Source organism: Sporosarcina sp. CAU 1771 (assembly GCF_054482775.1).
Map to the genome: position 1 here is coordinate 15094 of NZ_JBTLRN010000020.1, position 18639 is coordinate 33732.

General features: G+C 38.2%; 16 protein-coding genes and 1 riboswitch. Of the genes, 11 read left to right on the forward strand and 5 right to left on the reverse strand.

Features of this window, described 5'->3' with window-relative positions; all coding sequences use genetic code 11:
- Positions 1-11 precede the first annotated feature (11 nt).
- Complete coding sequence (locus ACXYMX_RS12555; protein WP_459044585.1) at positions 12-1085, reverse strand: NCS2 family permease; 1074 nt, start codon at positions 1083-1085, stop codon at positions 12-14.
- 84 nt (positions 1086-1169) lie between these two features.
- Positions 1170-1269, reverse strand: a riboswitch (purine riboswitch).
- Between the two features lie 156 nt (positions 1270-1425).
- On the opposite strand from ACXYMX_RS12555, the gene ACXYMX_RS12560 reads away from it, so the two are divergent.
- The 4 genes from ACXYMX_RS12560 to ACXYMX_RS12575 all read left to right on the forward strand — a co-directional run bounded on the left by ACXYMX_RS12560 (position 1426) and on the right by ACXYMX_RS12575 (position 5492).
- Entirely contained in the window at positions 1426-2574 is a 1149-nt protein-coding gene (locus ACXYMX_RS12560) for a DUF445 domain-containing protein (protein ID WP_459044586.1), read from the forward strand.
- A gap of 12 nt (positions 2575-2586) precedes the next feature.
- Entirely contained in the window at positions 2587-2934 is a 348-nt protein-coding gene (locus tag ACXYMX_RS12565; RefSeq protein WP_459044587.1) for a YlbF family regulator, read from the forward strand.
- Between the two features lie 64 nt (positions 2935-2998).
- Complete coding sequence (locus tag ACXYMX_RS12570; RefSeq protein WP_459044588.1) at positions 2999-4507, forward strand: coproporphyrinogen III oxidase; 1509 nt, start codon at positions 2999-3001, stop codon at positions 4505-4507.
- Positions 4508-4712: 205 nt separating this feature from the next.
- On the forward strand, positions 4713-5492 hold the full coding sequence (locus ACXYMX_RS12575; protein ID WP_459044589.1) for an enoyl-CoA hydratase: 780 nt from the start codon (positions 4713-4715) through the stop codon (positions 5490-5492).
- Positions 5493-5572: 80 nt separating this feature from the next.
- Here ACXYMX_RS12575 and mgsA read toward each other — a convergent pair whose 3' ends face one another.
- Positions 5573-5977, reverse strand: a complete 405-nt coding sequence (mgsA, locus tag ACXYMX_RS12580; RefSeq protein ID WP_459044590.1) for a methylglyoxal synthase — start codon at positions 5975-5977, stop codon at positions 5573-5575.
- Between the two features lie 210 nt (positions 5978-6187).
- On the reverse strand, positions 6188-7309 hold the full coding sequence (locus ACXYMX_RS12585) for a saccharopine dehydrogenase NADP-binding domain-containing protein (RefSeq protein ID WP_459044591.1): 1122 nt from the start codon (positions 7307-7309) through the stop codon (positions 6188-6190).
- A 202-nt stretch (positions 7310-7511) separates the two neighbouring features.
- On the opposite strand from ACXYMX_RS12585, the gene ACXYMX_RS12590 reads away from it, so the two are divergent.
- Complete coding sequence (locus ACXYMX_RS12590) at positions 7512-8777, forward strand: dicarboxylate/amino acid:cation symporter (protein ID WP_459044592.1); 1266 nt, start codon at positions 7512-7514, stop codon at positions 8775-8777.
- Positions 8778-8868: 91 nt separating this feature from the next.
- Positions 8869-9666 carry an IclR family transcriptional regulator gene (locus tag ACXYMX_RS12595; protein ID WP_459044593.1) on the forward strand — a complete coding sequence of 266 codons (798 nt, stop codon included), beginning with the start codon at positions 8869-8871 and terminating at the stop codon, positions 9664-9666.
- 79 nt (positions 9667-9745) lie between these two features.
- Here ACXYMX_RS12595 and ACXYMX_RS12600 read toward each other — a convergent pair whose 3' ends face one another.
- Positions 9746-9931 carry a YhzD family protein gene (locus tag ACXYMX_RS12600; RefSeq protein WP_459044594.1) on the reverse strand — a complete coding sequence of 62 codons (186 nt, stop codon included), beginning with the start codon at positions 9929-9931 and terminating at the stop codon, positions 9746-9748.
- A gap of 182 nt (positions 9932-10113) precedes the next feature.
- On the opposite strand from ACXYMX_RS12600, the gene ACXYMX_RS12605 reads away from it, so the two are divergent.
- The 5 genes from ACXYMX_RS12605 to yhaM all read left to right on the forward strand — a co-directional run bounded on the left by ACXYMX_RS12605 (position 10114) and on the right by yhaM (position 17448).
- A complete protein-coding gene (locus tag ACXYMX_RS12605; protein WP_459044595.1) occupies positions 10114-11013 on the forward strand; it encodes an ABC transporter ATP-binding protein in 900 nt (299 codons plus the stop codon).
- Positions 11006-12268, forward strand: coding sequence for an ABC transporter permease (locus ACXYMX_RS12610; RefSeq protein ID WP_459044596.1), 1263 nt, complete (start codon positions 11006-11008; stop codon positions 12266-12268). The genes ACXYMX_RS12605 and ACXYMX_RS12610 overlap by 8 nt, the downstream gene beginning before the upstream one ends.
- A gap of 123 nt (positions 12269-12391) precedes the next feature.
- The gene (locus ACXYMX_RS12615) at positions 12392-13606 is read left to right on the forward strand and encodes a metallophosphoesterase family protein (RefSeq protein WP_459044629.1); all 1215 of its coding nucleotides are present in this window, start codon (positions 12392-12394) and stop codon (positions 13604-13606) included.
- 9 nt (positions 13607-13615) lie between these two features.
- Complete coding sequence (locus ACXYMX_RS12620; protein ID WP_459044597.1) at positions 13616-16510, forward strand: ATP-binding protein; 2895 nt, start codon at positions 13616-13618, stop codon at positions 16508-16510.
- Entirely contained in the window at positions 16510-17448 is a 939-nt protein-coding gene (gene yhaM, locus ACXYMX_RS12625; protein WP_459044630.1) for a 3'-5' exoribonuclease YhaM, read from the forward strand. The genes ACXYMX_RS12620 and yhaM overlap by 1 nt, the downstream gene beginning before the upstream one ends.
- A 313-nt stretch (positions 17449-17761) precedes the next feature.
- Here yhaM and yghU read toward each other — a convergent pair whose 3' ends face one another.
- The gene (gene yghU, locus ACXYMX_RS12630; protein WP_459044598.1) at positions 17762-18550 is read right to left on the reverse strand and encodes a glutathione-dependent disulfide-bond oxidoreductase; all 789 of its coding nucleotides are present in this window, start codon (positions 18548-18550) and stop codon (positions 17762-17764) included.
- Positions 18551-18639 lie beyond the last annotated feature (89 nt).

Genomic DNA, 18639 nt, shown 5'->3' on the forward strand with positions numbered 1-18639 from the left:
GTATCCTCCAATTAGAATCCAAAGATATTTATTAGAAATTCAACAATAACTCCCGCTAACATACCTAAGAAAGGATCGGTGATCGCGGTAACAATCATCGTAATCCCACCAACAATTCCTGAACCTGCTCCTTCACCAGTTAATGCACCAATCGCATTGACGGGTAAAGTAACAACAGCCCCTAAAACGAATAAGAATCCAGCGATTGAAGCACTTGGTACAAATTTACCAATCTTCGGAAGAAGGCCAGTGATTAAAATAACCGCCATCAAGACCATCATTAGGACTCCTGACCAGACGGCATGTGGAGCGCTCGCCGTTGCTGATATGACAATTTCAACAGGTGCTCCTCCGAAGAAGGAAGAAACCATATCCGCTAAACTACTAATAACTGTAATTGTATCAACGTTCACTTCAGTATCGGCAATTTCTCCGTTAATTTTACCAAAAGCAATATTCGCTCCGATGTTCAAACAAACCATAGCAAGCGCACCGCGAATAACCATCGGATTAATAATAAGCTTCTGTCTATGGAATCCTTCTTTTACTTCGATTCCAGCCTTAGGTGTTTCTTTATTTTTATTATTAAAGTAGAAAACAATACTTGAAAGAATTACGGACACAGTAATTGTGTATACTAAATCTTTAGTTGCAAAGTAGACGATAAAAGCACTAAGCATAGACGTGACCCCGATAACTCGGTCATTTTTGGCCATATCCCAGGCAACTTTTGAAAGCATAATACCAACACCAGCCATCATACCAGAAGTAATGATTGGACCAATCCAGTCGATAAGTGCTTCAAGAAAACCAAACAATCCGACCATAAGTAAAATGGCGGCTCCAAAAAAGATCATCGACAGTCGTTCACGCATATTTCTGCCCATCGTTCCAGCAAGCGTAATTGTTTCCGCCTGATAGGAGATAACAGCTACGTTACTAGTTGCCGCGTTACCAAATGCACCGACTATAAAAGCAAGAGCAGTAGGAATAGAAGCAAAACCGAATGTCATTGCGAGTAATCCTTGAGGTAAAGCGTTTAAAACCCCGCTTAAGGCGGCGAGTATGTCTTTCCAAATATCCAATGTTGTTCCCCTTCCATCACGCCAAACCTACAGAAACATCTTATGGATTTAAAAAATAGCACATGAATTAATAAACGAACTAATAATTTTTCAAGTACCATCCATAGTAGAGCAATTAAGGTTGCCCTGTAGGAACTCCTAAACCGATTATTAGGATTATATGGGTGTGTTCAATAATTTCAACTTAACTAAAGTACCATAAAAGCCAGAAGGGTACAACTGGATATTAAATGGTTTACGACTCATTTTGCCTAAATTGTCTTATTAACGCCGAAATATTTTTCTGGGCGGTCTAGTTCTGTTATAATTATTTATTGATGAAGAAGAAAAAGGTGAAGCGATGAATTTTCTATGGACATTATTATTTATGGCGTTTATTGGTGCACTAATCGGGGGCTTTACGAATCATCTGGCCATTAAAATGTTATTCAGGCCACATGAGGCGAAATATATTGGATCATGGCGAGTGCCTTTTACGCCAGGATTGATTCCGAAACGAAGAGATGAGTTGGCTAGACAGTTTGGAAAGACGGTAACAAATTATTTGCTAACTCCTGACACGTTCAGGAAGAAGTTATTAACTCCAGCTATGAAACAAAAGACGGAAAGTTTTCTTCAACAAAAACTTGAAGAGCATGTTCTTTATTCAGATAAAAGCTTGAATGATTGGCTCGCAGTTGCTGGTGCGACAGATGTTGCAAGCAAAACGGAGCAAAAAGTGTTCGAAGTTCTGGATGAACAACTGGCTGGTCTTAAAGTAAAATTAACAACAGGTACAATTGAGGAAGTATTGCCACTCGAGTGGCGTTCAGGTGTGGATTCACGCATACCTCAAATTACAACGTACATTTTGGAAAAGTCCGAAACATATTGTGATTCCGAAGAAGGACGAGCAATGTTTCGCAAGCTCATTGATGATTTCTTAGCATCAAAAGGCACACTAGGTAGTATGGTAAATATGTTCTTTGGAGAATCGGAATCACTTGTCGGGAAAGTCCAAAAAGAGGCGCTTAAGTTTTTGGCCGCCCCAGGTACGTATGATCTCGTCAATAACATAATAGGAAATGAGTGGGAAAAACTACAAAAACGTCCACTTGATGAATTACTAAAAGATTTTGATTGGGATGGTCTATTTTCTTCGGTTAAGGCGTATACAAGTAAAGAGCTCGCAATTGAGTCACGACTTGATAAGACCTTGGCGGAATATTGGCCTACTAGCGGTGAGTGGACAGCTAACAATGTGACACCAACGCTAACTGAATTTGCATTTACACAAGCAGGGGAACAACTGGAGATATCTCTCCGTAAATTAAAGATAGATGAAATGGTCAAAGAGCAAGTCGATTCCTTTCCAGTGGAAGTATTGGAAGATCTCGTTCTTGGCATCTCCCGACGCGAATTCAAGATGATTACAGTTCTTGGTGCCGTGTTAGGTGGAGCGATAGGAATCATACAAGGTCTTATTGTGTTTGGACTAAATCTTACATAGGGGGAATAGAAAATGACGGTAAATATTTATGATGATTTAAACAGATTGGAAGCTACTTTTCGACAAACGGAACAATTCGCAACAGTAGAGCAAGCGATTCAAGAAGTGAAAAATGATGAGGAGGCACTCGTTCTCTTTAAAAACTTTCGCGAAGTTCAATTGAAACTCCAGGAGAAACAAATGCAAGGTGAACAAGTTGAGGAAGATGAATTAGAGCATGCACAACAAACAGCACAACTTGCTCAAATGAATGAAAAAATAATGAAGATGCTTGAAGCAGAAATGCAATTAAGTGGTCTCCTTGAAGAAGTAAATAAAGTACTTATGAAACCTGTACAATCGATGTACGAATCCATCTAAAAAAACTGGCCTCGCGCCAGTTTTTATTTTTATCTAAATACATATAGAAGGCTGGTTAATACCTATGCAGAAAATCTTTGTTACAGGAGAGTACCGGGAAGACTGGATACGAATGTTCGCACATCTAGCGAATCTTTTCTTTGAAGAATGTAAAATTGTTTCGGAAGATGAAGAGGGAGCACTAAAAGTAGAAATGAGTTTGGAGAAAACGAATGAAGATACGTTAGTAGGCCGAGCACTACTCATTAAGAATAATGTGGAGTATAAAGCGGAATTTATTGAAATTGAGCAAGACGGGAATGCAAAGGTTACAACACGTCAGCTTAAGAGAATTTATTCACATGTCTTTCTTGAAGTGCTTGAACAATTTACAGGCATGAAGCAATCATGGGGCATTTTAACAGGGATTCGCCCTATGAAGTTGTATCATAAGTATCGTCAACAAGGAATGGGTTCAGAAGAGGCAGTTACGAATTTAATGAAAAACTACCGCGTTTCTCGTGAAAAAGCGGACCTCCTAGCTAAAATTGCAAAAATCCAACTCCGGTCCGTTCCGGATTTATATGAGTTGAAAGAGGAAGTTAGTATTTACATCGGTATTCCATTTTGTCCAACAAAATGTGCTTACTGTACATTTCCTGCTTATGCGATTCGTAGGAAAAGCGGTCGGGTCGAATCATTCCTCGATGGTTTACATGAGGAAATTCGCCAGATGGGGAAATGGCTAACCGAACGCGATATGAAAATCACTACGATCTATTATGGCGGTGGAACACCGACCTCAATCGAAGCGGAAGAAATGGATGCGCTTTACGAGACGATGAATGCCGCGTTTCCTGGAATGGAAAATGTACGTGAGATTACAGTAGAAGCAGGGCGACCAGATACAATCACCCCTGCCAAAATCGACGTGCTGAAAAAATATAAAATAGACAGAATAAGTGTCAACCCACAATCCTACACAGACGAAACATTGAAGGCGATTGGACGTCATCACACAGTTCAGGAAACAATCGATAAGTTTTGGCTGTCGCGTGAGATGGGTATGAAAAATATCAATATGGATTTAATTATTGGGTTACCAAATGAAGGGATGGAGGAGTTTACTCACTCTCTTGCAGAAACTGAAAAAATGCAGCCTGAATCACTTACTGTGCATACACTTTCATTCAAAAGAGCTTCAGAAATGACACGGAACAAAGACAAATATAAAGTAGCTGACCGTGAAACTGTAGAGAAAATGATGAAGCTTGGTGAAGAATGGAACGCAAAAAACGGCTATGAACCTTATTATTTGTATCGTCAGAAAAACATTTTAGGAAATCTTGAAAACGTTGGCTATGCAAAACCAGGTGAAGAAAGTATTTACAACATCGTCATCATGGAAGAAGTACAAACGATTATTGGTGTTGGATGTGGGGCATCAAGTAAATTCATCCACCCTGAAACAGGAAAGATTACGCAGTTTTACAACCCGAAAGATCCAGCTGCATATATCCTGACATTTGAAGAAGCGATTGAGAAAAAGTTGGCTTATTTAAATGAAATATTTCCACCTTCAGTGAAAAAATAAAAGGGTTTTGGGCGTCTATGCCGAAGTAGTTGTAATGAACGATGATTCATTTTAACTTCATTCAGCAGAAATTCAAATGTCTACTGAATAAAGTTAAATCCTTCGGCGGATGCCAGAGATTTTGGAGGGTGTTAATAGCGCAAGCTCAATTCAAAATCTTAGCACAAATATGCCGGAGCATATTTGATTAAAGGGGTGTACGTAAATGTATAAAACAATTGAATTAAAGAGGGAAGGTCGTCAAGCTCGTCTAACATTGAATCGACCAGATTCAATGAACGCAATGGATGGAGTTATGATGAAAGAGTTAGCGGATGTTTTTGAGGAACTGAAAAGTGACACAAACATTCAGGTTGTGTTAATTCGGGGAGAGGGACGTTTTTTCTCTGCAGGTGGGGATATTAAATCCATGTTAGATCCTGATAATCCAATGGATATAAAAGAAGTTATGGTAGATGTATCACGACTTGCAAAAGCACTTTATACATTGCCACAAATCACGATTGCAGCTGTTCATGGGGCGGCGGCGGGACTTGCGTTTAGCGTTGTTCTTGGTTGTGATTATATTATTGCGGAGGAAGAAAGTAAATTAGCAATGAATTTCATAGGTATCGGACTGGTGCCAGATGGTGCAGGACACTTTTTCTTGAAAGAACGGGTTGGAGTACCGCAAGCTAAACAAATTATCTGGTCGGGCGAGGTAATGACAGGAAACGAAGCGTTTGAAAAGGGGCTTGTTGATGAGGTAACTCCTGTAGGAAAGAGCGAAGAGTTTGCTGAAGGACTTGTACATAAATTATTAACTTCACCAATAACTTCAATGATTGCTACAAAAAAGATCTTACATGACCAAAAATTTGCTGAACTTGAAAGTGTTTTAGCTATGGAAAGTGAAACACAAGTAAACATGAGGTTAACTGAGGATCATTTAGAAGGAATTCAAGCATTCGTCGAGAAACGCAAGCCACAGTTTACAGGTAAATGAAAAAAGTCCAAGCGATTTCACAATTGGGAAGTTGTGAAGCGCTTGGACTTTTTTGTGTAAAGAAATAGGTGTTCACTGCTTTATTTATACTTGTCGACCATCTCGCGCCAAGCAAAATAACCTTTTTCAACTGCTCGAATTAAAAGCTCTGCAGTCGCAATATTCGTTGCTAGCGGAATGCCATAAACATCGCAGAGACGCAGCAACGCACTGACATCAGGTTCATGTGGTTGTGCTGTCAGTGGGTCTCTGAAAAATAGAATTAGATCTAATTCACCTGTTGCAATCATGGCTCCAATTTGTTGGTCGCCGCCAAGTGGCCCTGACATAAGCCGATTGATAGTGAGATTTGTTTCTTCCATAATACGGAGCGCGGTAGTACCTGTTCCGTAGAGAATTTGTTTAGCAAAGATATGTTCATAAGCGATGGTGAAATTCACCATTTCATTTTTCTTTTCATCATGCGCAATTAATGCAATTTTCATAAGACACACCTCGTCAATTTGAATGATGGATATTCTTCTTATGTATAATGATAGCACAATAAGGTGAACGAACGACACTAATTAAAAGTGCAGCAAAGTGGATTTAGTCCATTTAGCTGCACTTTTTCATTTTCAAGTTTCTTTATATCTATCAGCATTTAAATAATCTGATAAAAAGTTTAAACGCAATCGGATTTGGCAGGAATTTAATTAATTATTGTTTCCGACTTTCTTAGCGAATTCGCGATACTTAGCCATTAACTCGAATGCTACTTCTAAACTATCTTCGGCTTTAAAAGATGGATAATCGAAGTTCAAATACTCTTTCAGAATGCTGTAAGTATAGTCTGCATAAATTACGGTGCCATCTTTCTCAATCCGTTCGATGCCATCAAGCTTATGGCTATCTTCATTAATTTTAATGGCTTCTAATTCTGTAATCCCTTCTGGCAAAGCTAGTTCAGCACCGGCACTACTTAACAAAATTGGATATCCACCGGGCAGTCCATTAGGCGCAGGAGAGTGCGTAAAGATAGGTGTTGGATTTAATAAAGCGTACATATTTTTAATTGTTGAACTGGCTGAAACTGTTGTAAATTCTGTGTCAGGTGGGTATTGCTTAATTGCATCCCACATTAATTCGTCTGAATTGAATTGAGTAGTAACATCTTTGTCATTTACAAATACTTTTAAGAAATAAGGAGCTTTTTTATAACCTGCCTCTCTCGGATAAACCCACCAGACATGATGTGCGACAAGATACACTTTAATCATATCCATCGGAGCATTAAGCCTCTTTGAAACCATTAATCTCACTGCTGGTTCAATCAGTTCTACGTTTCCAATTCCAATTGTCGGTGCAATTCCTGCATTAGCCAAAACAGGATTTGTGATACAAGAGAGTGACGTATTAATAACTTTAGGATTTATAGTTGAATTTTTAATAGCCTGCATTAAGTTATAGGATAAACCAAGCTGACAAGGTAACCACGCTCCCAAACTAGCAGAACTTATTTTTTCATAATACTTCTTTGGTAATTGACGAATGACATGCCACGTTTGCAATACAGCACAATTTATAACAATATCTGGTTTCACCTCGTCAATGATTGCCGTAGCATCATCGACTTTACTTAAATCTAGCTTTTTAAATGTAACTTTAGGATACAATCTGAATACCGCAGCACCAATTAAAGCGTTATTAATACGTTTTTCAGTTACCTCGACATTTAAATCACATACTACAACTTCTGGACATTTTGGATCCCTTACAAGAAACTCTAAAATATGTGTTCCGACCTCACCTAAACCAACCAGCATTACTTTGCTCATTAATATACCCCCTCTTACACTTTGGGACAGTGTCCCTTTTGGTGATTATAGAAAGTATATTTTCAAAATAAAATATTATTCCGGTCATTTAAAAGCAGACTAAGTGGCATGAGTAATTAAAGGCATATCCATTTCTAAAATTTCATAGGATACAGTACGCAAGACGGGACTGTGTCCCGAATAAATGATAGGAGGGAATGTAGTGTTTAAAAATTTTGGGTTAACAAAGCAAATTATACTTGCACTTGTTCTAGGTATTGTTATTGGAATAATTCTTTATAATCTCCCAGCATCTCATTTTAAAGATACAATACTGATCAATGGAATCTTTTATGCTATCGGAAAAATGTTTATTTCAACCTTGAAAATGCTAATCGTTCCGGTAGTATTCTTTTCCTTAATTGTTGGTGTGTCCTCTCTAGACAATATTAAACAGTTAGGTAGGATAGGTATTAAGACCATGTCTTATTATTTATTAACCACTGCATTTGCAATTACCTTAGCTCTGCTCATTGGTACTGCAATTAATCCAGGTAAGGGTTTGGATATGACAGTGATCTCTAAAAATGACGTGACAATCAACGAACCTGTACCATTCTTTGAAACGATTATTAATATTATTCCTGAAAATCCCATTAGTTCTATGGCTCAAGCGAATATGCTACAAGTCCTCTTCTTTGCAATCATAGTAGGTCTAGTAATCACCATTCTTGGTGAAAATGTTCCAACAATTAAAAAGTTGGCTAGTGAATCAAATGATTTATTTCTTAAAATGATTACATTGGTAATGGCATTTGCTCCTATAGGAGTTCTTGCGCTAACTGCGAAAACATTTGCTGAGCTAGGCTACGATGTAATGTTACCGCTCACAAAGTATTTGGGTATTATATTTTTTGTCTTAGCATTACAAGTTGTGTTTTATCTACTCTTAATACGTTATGTTGGAAATGTTAGTCCTCTTAAATTTTTGAATAAAGTGATGCCTCCCTTGTCAATTGGCTTTTCGACAGCTAGTTCAGCGGCAGCTTTGCCGGTCTCACTAAGAACCGCAGAAGAAAGTCTCGGCATCAATAAAAAGGTTGCTTCATTTACACTACCTTTGGGTGCCACAATCAATATGGATGGTACAGCGATTATGCAAGGTATTGCTACCATTTTTATAGCTCAAGTATATTTGGTTGACCTTGCTTTTACAGATTATCTAATTATCATTGTAACGGCCACATTGGCTTCTATTGGAACTGCAGCGGTCCCAGGTGCCGGACTAATCATGTTATCACTTGTTCTAACTTCTGTTAATTTACCAATAGAAGGAATCGCCTTAATCATAGGAATCGATCGTATTGTGGATATGGCAAGGACATCGATTAATATTACGGGTGATTTAGTAGGGGCAACGATTATTGCTAAATCCGAAAATGAATTAGATTTAGAGATGTATAACGATAGTAGTAACAAGTTAAATTAAGAACAGTAGAGACCCTATTCATATCGTAGTGAATGGGGTTTTATTGGTAATATCGTAATAGACAAAGCAATTGATTTAAGGTGGCTAGATAATGAATAAGAATGACAATATAATTGCTTCTGTTGATAACTCTTTAAATATATTATTTTCGATTAGTGAAAACGGAAATAAAAGTATAAGGGAGCTAAGCGAAATCGTTGGTATGTCTAAAAGCGCCTTGCATCGAATTCTTCTGACCCTGGAGAGAAGAGGGTTTGTAAGACAAGATGAAGAGACGAAAAGGTATAGCTTAGGATTTGCTATCTTGTCTTTAGCTTCGGCGTTAAACTATGATTTAGAAATCAGTAAACTAGCAATAGACGATATGAAATCTTTGAGAAACGAAGTAAATGAAACAATTCAGCTAGCTATCGTAGAAAATAATAAAATAGTACTGGTGAATGTGCTAGAGGGTAGTGATATCATAAGAATTTACTCAAAAGTAGGGAAAGTTTTACCAATTACTTATGGGAACTTTGGAAAAGTTTTTTTATCAGGTATGTCACATGCCAAGGTTTTGGATTACCTAGAAAAATATCCGTTAAAATCATACGGAGCAAATACTGTTACAGATATCAATACGTATATAGAAGATTTAATAAAGGTGCGAGAAACTGGAATTTCAGTTGGAGTAGATGACCCTATCGACGGCGCATACAGTATTGCAGCAGCAATTTACGACGCTAAAAAACAAGTAGTGGCATCACTTTCATTAATAGGAGTTAAGAAGATTAGTTCTATGAAGAATTTACCACATATAGAGAAGTTGGTTCACCAGACAGCAATGAATATATCTAATAAGATAAAGCTTCAGACAAAGTCTTATAACAGTGAAGAATTGCTAAAATAAATATAGGCAAATAGTAGAGTAGTAAAGACAAGCAAAAAGTTAAAGTGCAACTTGGCCCAATCGCCGAGTTGCACTTTTTTTACGAATGAAATAAAAGTAATTTACCAGTAGGAGACGCAAGACGATGCGTTTGCTCAATCAAATCTTTTTCTTCAAGCATTGCTTGTCCTTTTACCTTTGCTTCATCGTCTGTTGCTGCTGTGAAAGTTTCTTCAATTAATACCTTACCAGTATTTTCAAAGGCAGTTAATTTATAAGATCTCATATCCTTCATCCTCCCAATTAGCTTTCATATAGTATACATTGAAAGTAATAGTATGAATAGGTATTCATGTTAGAAAATTAGTGTTCAATTTGAAATTTCAGTCGTTACATATTGAATCTATTGAAACTTATGAGTAATTACTTCGTATAGCTACTATAGAGTATTTCGAAAGGGGAAATAAAATGAGTTTAATAATTGAAAATGTAACGAAGCGCTTCGGCGAATTTACCGCTGTGGATGATTTAACGTTATCTGTAGGCGAAGGAACAATGTATGGGTTTCTAGGTGCCAATGGTGCTGGAAAGACCACGACATTCCGAATGATTCTAGGCCTTTTAAAAACAAATGAAGGGGAGATTACATGGAATAATAAGCCGATTACATACGCAACGAGTCCTGAAATTGGCTACTTACCAGAAGAACGCGGTCTCTATCCTAAAATGAAGGTGGAGGAGCAGCTCATCTTCCTAGCACAGCTACGTGGAATGAAAAAAGCAGATGCCAAACAAGCAATGACAAAATGGCTCGACCGCATGGAAATTCCTCATTACGTAAATAAGAAAGTTGAAGAGCTCTCCAAAGGAAACCAACAAAAAATTCAAGTTATCGCATCTCTTATGCACAATCCAAAACTTCTCATTTTAGACGAACCCTTTTCGGGATTAGACCCAGTCAACGTTGAAATGTTGAAGCAAGCGATACTCGAATTTCGAAATAATGGGGCGACGATTGTTTTCTCCAGTCATCGTATGGATCATGTGGAGGAACTTTGTGAGCAATTGAGTATTATTCATCAGGGCAAGCAAATTGTGAGTGGATCCCTTCGAGATGTGAAGCGCTCATTCGGAAAACAGAACGTGCGCATTCATTCAGATAATGATCTTTCTGAACTAGATTTAATATCAGGTGTTACATCCGTTCATAAATCGATTGAAGGTGCCGTGTACCAAGTTGAATCAGAGAACATTGCGGAAACGTTATTAAAAGCAGCACTGCAGTCCGGTCCGATTCGACACTTTGCAATTGAAGAACCTTCTCTACAAGATATATTTATCGAAAAGGTGGGGAAAAATCATGCGTGAATTTTGGTTGATTTTTAAACAAGCATTCATGACGAAGGCAAAAACGAAATCATTTATCATAACAACTGCAATAATGATTGTTGGCGTATTCCTTTTTGCAAATCTATCAAAGATTATAGACACGGTACAAAGTGTTACTGGGAAAAATGAAAGCGAAGAAGTACTCTATGTTATTGATGAAAGCAGTGTGCTTGCAGATCGTTTGAAAAACCAGTTTGAAACGAATGAATCTACCATTGCAATTGAGGCAACAGAAAAGACGAAAACCGATTTAATTTCGGAAATGGAAGAAGGGGAAATCGATTCCTTTCTTACAGTTTCACTGAATTCGGAAAACAATATTGTAGCAGAATATTCTTCTATGAGTGCTATGGAATTTAGCTTACCGATGATGTTGGAGGATGCGCTTCAAGCAATTCAAACCGAAATGAACGCAGAAGAATTGTCTCTATCGATCGTAGAAGTGCAGATGCTATTTACACCGATCGAGTTCGAGCACAAACTAATCTCCCCATCTGCAAAATCTGAAGAAGAATTAAGCCAAGCAAGAGGGCTTGTGTATGTGCTGATGTTCCTAATTTATTTTGCAGTTATTCTTTATTCCGGCATGATTGCGACTGAAGTTGCAACGGAAAAATCATCCCGTGTAATGGAAATTTTAATTTCTAGTGTTTCTCCAGTTAAGCATATGTTTGCGAAAGTATTAGGAATAGGATCACTTGGATTATTGCAAATGATGCTATTTGGTATTGCTGGTTTCATCGCACTAAAAACTTCGTCGTCAGAGATGGTCGATGGTTTCTTCTCAGTCTTTGGCTTTTCGAATATGAATGTAGGGACAATTGTATTTGCAATCATTTTCTTCTTGTTGGGGTACTTCCTATATGCGACGTTGGCAGCGCTTCTAGGCTCTCTTGTTAGTCGAACAGAGGACGTACAACAAATGATTCTTCCTATGACATTACTAATCGTAGCTGCGTTTATGATTGCAGTGACTGGGCTAGGAAATCCAGAGATGGCCTATTTGAAATACGCATCCTATTTCCCGTTCTTTGCACCTCTCGTCATGTTTTTACGGGTTGGAATGCTCGACTTACCACTATGGGAGCCGTTGCTTTCAATTGGTATCATGCTGTTAACGATATTCCTTTTAGGTTGGTTTGGAGCAAAAGTCTATCGTGGTGGCGTATTAATGTATGGTCCATCCCGTTCTCTAAAAGATTTGAAAAAAGCAATTCAGCTTGGAAAAGAATAATGATTTATTGAGTGAAGAAGGCATTCCAAAATGATGGGGATCCTTTCTTCACTTTTTTATTCCAAGCAATTGTGGTAAAATAAGAACAAATATTCGATTGGGATTGGAGGAAGTATCTTGTCGATGATTCGATTTATCCACGCGGCTGATTTGCATCTTGATAGTCCATTCAAAGGAATGGTTGGGATGCCTGCCCATCGATTAACTAGTTTGCGAGAAAGCACATTCACTGCATTTACGAATTTGATTCAGCATGCGATGGATACAAAACCTGATTTCGTCTTAATTGTCGGGGATATTTATGATGGAGAAGACCGTAGTTTACGCGCCCAGATGAAGTTTCATGAAGGGATGAAGAAACTTGATGCGCAAGGTATTCCAGTATTCATTTCCCATGGAAATCATGACCATCTTGGTGGAAGTTGGACGCGATTTGAGTTGCCTTCAAATGTTCATGTTTTTGACAAGGAAGTCGAACGTGCTACGTTGACGGTCAGGGGGCATGAAGTTTCTATTCACGGCTTTAGCTACAACGAACGGCATGTTCGAGAGTCGATGATTCATCAGTACCCCGCGGTGGAAAATAATGAGGGCTTTCATATTGGAATGTTGCATGGCAGTCCAGACGGAGACCTTTCACATGCGGTGTATGCACCGTTTACGAAAGGTGAACTCCTTAGTAAAAACTATCACTACTGGGCACTGGGACACATCCACTTACGTCAAAATCTGCACGAGCAGCCTTTGATTGTATATCCAGGAAATACTCAAGGAAGACATCGAAATGAGCGTGGAATAAAAGGCTTTTATGATGTTGAATTGTTGAAGACAGGTACAAACTTAAATTTCATCCCAACTTCAGCAATCGTATTTGAGGAAATACTTATATCTGTTAAAGGAATTCAGCATGCGAATGAATGGTTAGTCGTATGTAAGGAAGCTATTAATACGTATAAAATGGAGTACGGTGCAGGTATCGTGGAATTAGTTATGACAGACATTGACAGTGACTTTATAGAGCTTTTCAATCAATCGCTGGTTGAAGAATGGCTCGATGTCCTTCGGGATACCGTAGAAGAAAGCGAACCATTCGTTTGGATACAAAAAATAAAATTAGCGAACCCTAAAAATGTATCTGGAGCGACAGGAACGATTACAAGGTCGGTTGAAGAGACGATAGAAAAATGGACAGTAGATGACTGGAAAGACGTATTAAAAGATGTATATCAACACGTGCAAGGTAGTAAATACCTTGACGTTTTAACCGAACAAACGATTGATGAAATTAAAAAAGGAGCAGTATCTTTATTGACTACCCAGACATCTAAAATGAAGTGAGGTGACATATTGAAAATAGAAAAGCTACTCATTTATGGTTTTGGAAAGCATGAAAACGTTCAGGTCGAAATCGGGCCAGGAATGAATGTTCTTTACGGCTTGAATGAAGCCGGAAAAACTACAATCCAACAATTCATCCTTCATATATTGTTTGGTTTTCCGCAGAAAAATAGCGTTCTTCTACGATATGAACCTAAATTGGGCGGAAAATTTGGGGGACAAGTGTGTATAGTAGATGAGACATTTGGAAGATGCATTATTGAGCGGGTTCGTGGGAAGTCAGCGGGGGATGTCATCGTCTATTTCGAAGATGGAAGAAAAGGAAATGAGGAAGACTTACATCGTATTCTTCGTCAATATGATCGAAGTGCTTTCGAGTCTATTTTTTCATTCTCTTTATTGCAGTTACAAGACTTTGAAAAAATGGATGGGGATGAACTAAGCCGAACACTCCTTGCTTCTGGTACGACGGGCGTCGACTCAATGATTGTACTCGAAAAGAGAATGGAAAAAGAAAATGGGGATTTATTTAAGAAGTCAGGTAAAAATCCTGAGATGAACAGAAAAATTACGGAGCTTCGAGAACTGGAAAAACAGTTGGTCGTTGAACAAAGGAAAATTGAAGAATACGGACCGTCTATAGAACGCATTTCTGAAATCGATGTGCAACTTTTAGAAACAGACAACGAGCAAAAAAAACTTCAAGAAAGTCTTCAGCAACTTACACTGACTCGGCAACTGCTTCCTCTTCATCATAAAAAAATGGTGCTTGAAGCTCAAATTGTTTCCCTGAGGAATGTAGAATTTCCCGTGGATGGGATTAGACGCTATGAAATCCTCTCGGGAAAGTTAACTGAAGCAGAGATGGGTAAGCAGAGGGTGGAAAAAGAGTTAGCTGATCTAACCGCACGTATGCCGAAAAATCATGAACAGAAAATGTTAGCTGAACTTGAAAATCTTGTTGCAAAAGAATCAGAGTGGCATAGTTGGCAGACGGTGTTACAAACAGCTAAGGAAGAGAAGAAACGTCTAACCGCTAGGAAAAGAAACCTTTTTGAGAGACTTGGTGCAAATGACGAAATGGACTCCATTCTCTTAACTGCAGATGTGTCCCTTCGAAAAGAAGAAGAGATGCATGTTCTAATTGAAGAACTTGCAAAGGTCAAACAGAACTTTGCGTTTACGGAAAGCCAGTTGAATGATGCAGAAAATGAATGGACGAACATAAAAGAGAAACTAGTATCAATTGAACGTACACAACCAACCTTCGATGAAATGAACCTTGGCAAAGATTGGCCGACAATCCGTCAACAGTTAGCAGAAGCGAAGGCGTATGTATCATTTAGGGATGTTCCGGTGAAAAAGCAACCTGACATCCTTTCAGGTATTTTACTGCTGCTGTCACTTGTCGTAATTGTATTTGGTTTTAGCCAAACAGAATGGTTGTTTATTGCGATTGGAATCCTAATTGGAAGCTTGGGTATATTCCTATATTTTAAAAAAGAAAGCATTCAAGAGGATCAAAAAAAGATGAGAAAGATGAAGGGGCTAATCGAAGCCTACGATGGAAAAGAACAACATATGGAAGAATTGACTGATCGCATAGACAAATATAAAAGAGATATGGAAAGCTACGAAGAATTAATGTATGCAAATGAACAAAAACGGGATGTGTTCGTAGCAAATCTAGATTCGATTCATAAATCAAGAACCCATCTAGAAGCAGAGTTCGGACAATTTATTCAGCAGTATGGGTTTGATGGTTTGCCATCACCTACAATTGTTCCTGAATTATTTAATATGATTCGTGAGGCCCAAAACATTGAGTATGAATTAGAAGAGAATAAGATTCAACTCCAGAAAACAACGCACCTTGTTGAGAAGAGATTAATGGAAGTTGAAGTTCTTTTGCAACAATCTGTGCCACAGAACGCAGTGTATGAGATTGTGAGAAGAGAGTTTTCTAAGTTATCCGAAGCAATGGGACAAGTTAAGACGTTAACTCTGCGAAAAGAACAAGCAGAAAGAGATTTACAAGAGAAATTAGAAATGATTAATTTGTTAGAAGAGAAGCTAAAACACCTTTTTGCAGAGGCCAATGTGGAAACTGAAGAGGAGTTGTACAGTGCGTTTTCAACACATCAGCAACAAATCTCGCTTCAAGGTCAGTTAACTGATGTGAACGTACAAATGGCAATGCACGGTGAGTTTGACATATCAAAGAACTTAACTATTGAAGAAGTTACGCTAAAAGAACAAGAGAATAAAGAATTAGGTACGTCGATTCATGAAAAACGTAATCAACTGATCAATGAAAAAGCAATATTGATCAATAAAACTGAAAGACTTATGACAGATGATCGCTACGGACAGCAATTGCAACTTTTTGAAATGAAGAAAGATGAACTTGTAGAAATGGCGAAAAAGTGGTCGGAACGTAAAGCGATATCTGAATCTATTAAGCGGACAATGGCTGAATTAAAGGAAAAGAAATTGCCAGAAGTTCTTCGAATTGCTGAGCAGATATTTAAAGAATTGACAGATGGTAGATATTTGAACCTTGAAGTAACCGAAGATTCCTATTTCGAAGTTGTTTCATATGAAGGTATGCGATATCCGATTATCGAGTTGAGTCAGGCGACAAAGGAGCAAGCATATATCTCTTTACGTCTTGCTCTTGCTAGCTCATTGTCCGAATCCGCTCCCTTTCCAATCATTATGGATGATCCATTTGTGCATTTTGATGCGGAACGGCTATTACGTATGATAGAATTATTAGATGGATTGCAAACGAATCGCCAATTTATATATTTCACATGTCATGAAAAAATGAGAAATCAATGGCCGGGAGCAACAGCAATTAACGTTTCTGAACTTAGAAACGAACAGGGGGCAATCGTATGATGAAGAAATTAATGGACCACCAAGTTGGAGAAACAGTGGATCTTTTTTTAATGATTAAGCAGTCAACGAAAGGGGTTACTACTCAAGGCAGCCCTTTTATGTCACTTGTTCTACAAGATAAAAGTGGAGACATCGAAGCTAAGTTATGGGATACGACCGATGAGCATGCAAAAACGTATGCGGCAGCAACAATTGTTAAGGTTGGCGGTGATGTTCATGAGTATCGCGGGAAAAACCAATTGCGAATAAAGAGCATTCGACCTATAAAAGTAGATGAGGGCGTATCAATTGCTGATTTAGTTCCTTCATCAGAAAAAAGTAAAGAGGTTCTTTACGAAGAATTGATGCAATACTTTTTTGAAATGGAGAATCCACACATCCAACGGATTACCAGGCATTTACTGAAAAAACATCAGGAAGCTTTTATGACGTACCCGGCAGCAACTCGTAATCATCATGACTATGTTTCAGGTTTGATTGATCATGTGGTTTCTATGTTAAAACTTGGAAAAGCACTAGCTGATTTATATCCAACTTTGAATAAAGATTTATTGTTTGCTGGAATTATTCTTCATGACGTAGGCAAGGTAGTTGAGCTTTCAGGTCCTATTGGCACACAATACACGAACGAAGGAAATCTATTAGGCCATATTACAATTATGGTGAATGAGATTTCTAAAGCAGCAGACGAATTAGAAATCACTGGTGAGGAAGTAATGTTACTTCAACATATGGTTTTATCCCATCACGGAAAAGAAGAGTGGGGAAGTCCAAAGCGTCCTATGTTAAAAGAGGCGGAAATGCTACATTACATTGATAATATTGATGCGAAAATGAACATGCTCAATCGTGCGTTAGGAAAAACGGAGCCTGGTGAATTTACAGAACGAATTTTCCCATTAGATAATCGTTCTTTTTACAAACCAATTATGGAATAAAAACAACCATCATCAATCGATGTAACTCGTTCAATTCACTGGTACAAAAGTTGAATTAACAAGCGAAAATAACAATGATCAGCATCGCAAAATAGCGGTGCTTTTTTATTTGAATAAATTAAGCTGTCGAGAATCGGACGAGATTGCTCAAAATGTGTTTGGCACATCAAAAAGACGCCTTCTTATTCAAGAAGGCGCCCTTTTGTTGTATAAACTACACGTCCTATTTATGATAACGTTCTCTTTAAAATGTCTATATAAGGTTTTATTCTACTTTAAAAGAGAAAAACATAAATACATTGTTTACTTGAAATTACTCCTCAAGTGACTGATACTCTGCTGCCAGACCTTTTTGAACGCCTGGTCGTTCCGCAATGCGTTGAGCCCATTCCAAGAGATGAGTATATTCACCCATGTTTAAAAATTCATAAGAGCCTTTATACGATTTACCTACAGCTAAACGCCCGTACCAAGACCATATCGCAATATCTGCAATCGTATAAATGTCACCAGCGATATAAGAATGCTGAGCTAATCGTTTATCAAGTATGTCTAGTTGACGTTTCGTTTCCATAGTAAAACGATCAATCGGGTACTTCATAGGCTCTGGCGCATATGCAAAAAAGTGACCAAATCCTCCGCCGACATAAGGACCTGACCCAATTTGCCAGAATAGCCAATTGAGGGTTTCTGTCCGCCCATGAATATCTGTCGGGATTAGTTTATTAAATTTCTCAGCCAAGTAAAGCAGAATCGACCCTGATTCAAAAATTTCCACTCGTGGACTTTGACTTTGATCGACTAGAGCTGGGATCTTAGAATTAGGATTAATACTGACAAAATCTGACCCAAATTGATCGCCGGCTCCAATATCAATTTTATACACATCAAAGTCTGCACCATCGACACCCAACTCTTTTAATTCTTCCAGCATAATCGTCACTTTAATACCATTCGGCGTTCCCAGTGAATAGAGTTGGAACGGTGCATCTCCGACGGGTAGTTTTTGGTCGAATCGTTCACCGGCTGTCGGACGATTACCGCCTCTATTTGAATTCTCTTCTTCCCACTGCCATACGGCTGGTAATTTATAATTTGTCATTTCAACACTCCTCCTAATATCTGTTATTAACTCCATCATACTAATAATGTAATAGTACTCCTATTATTTAGCTTATCATCTATTAATAT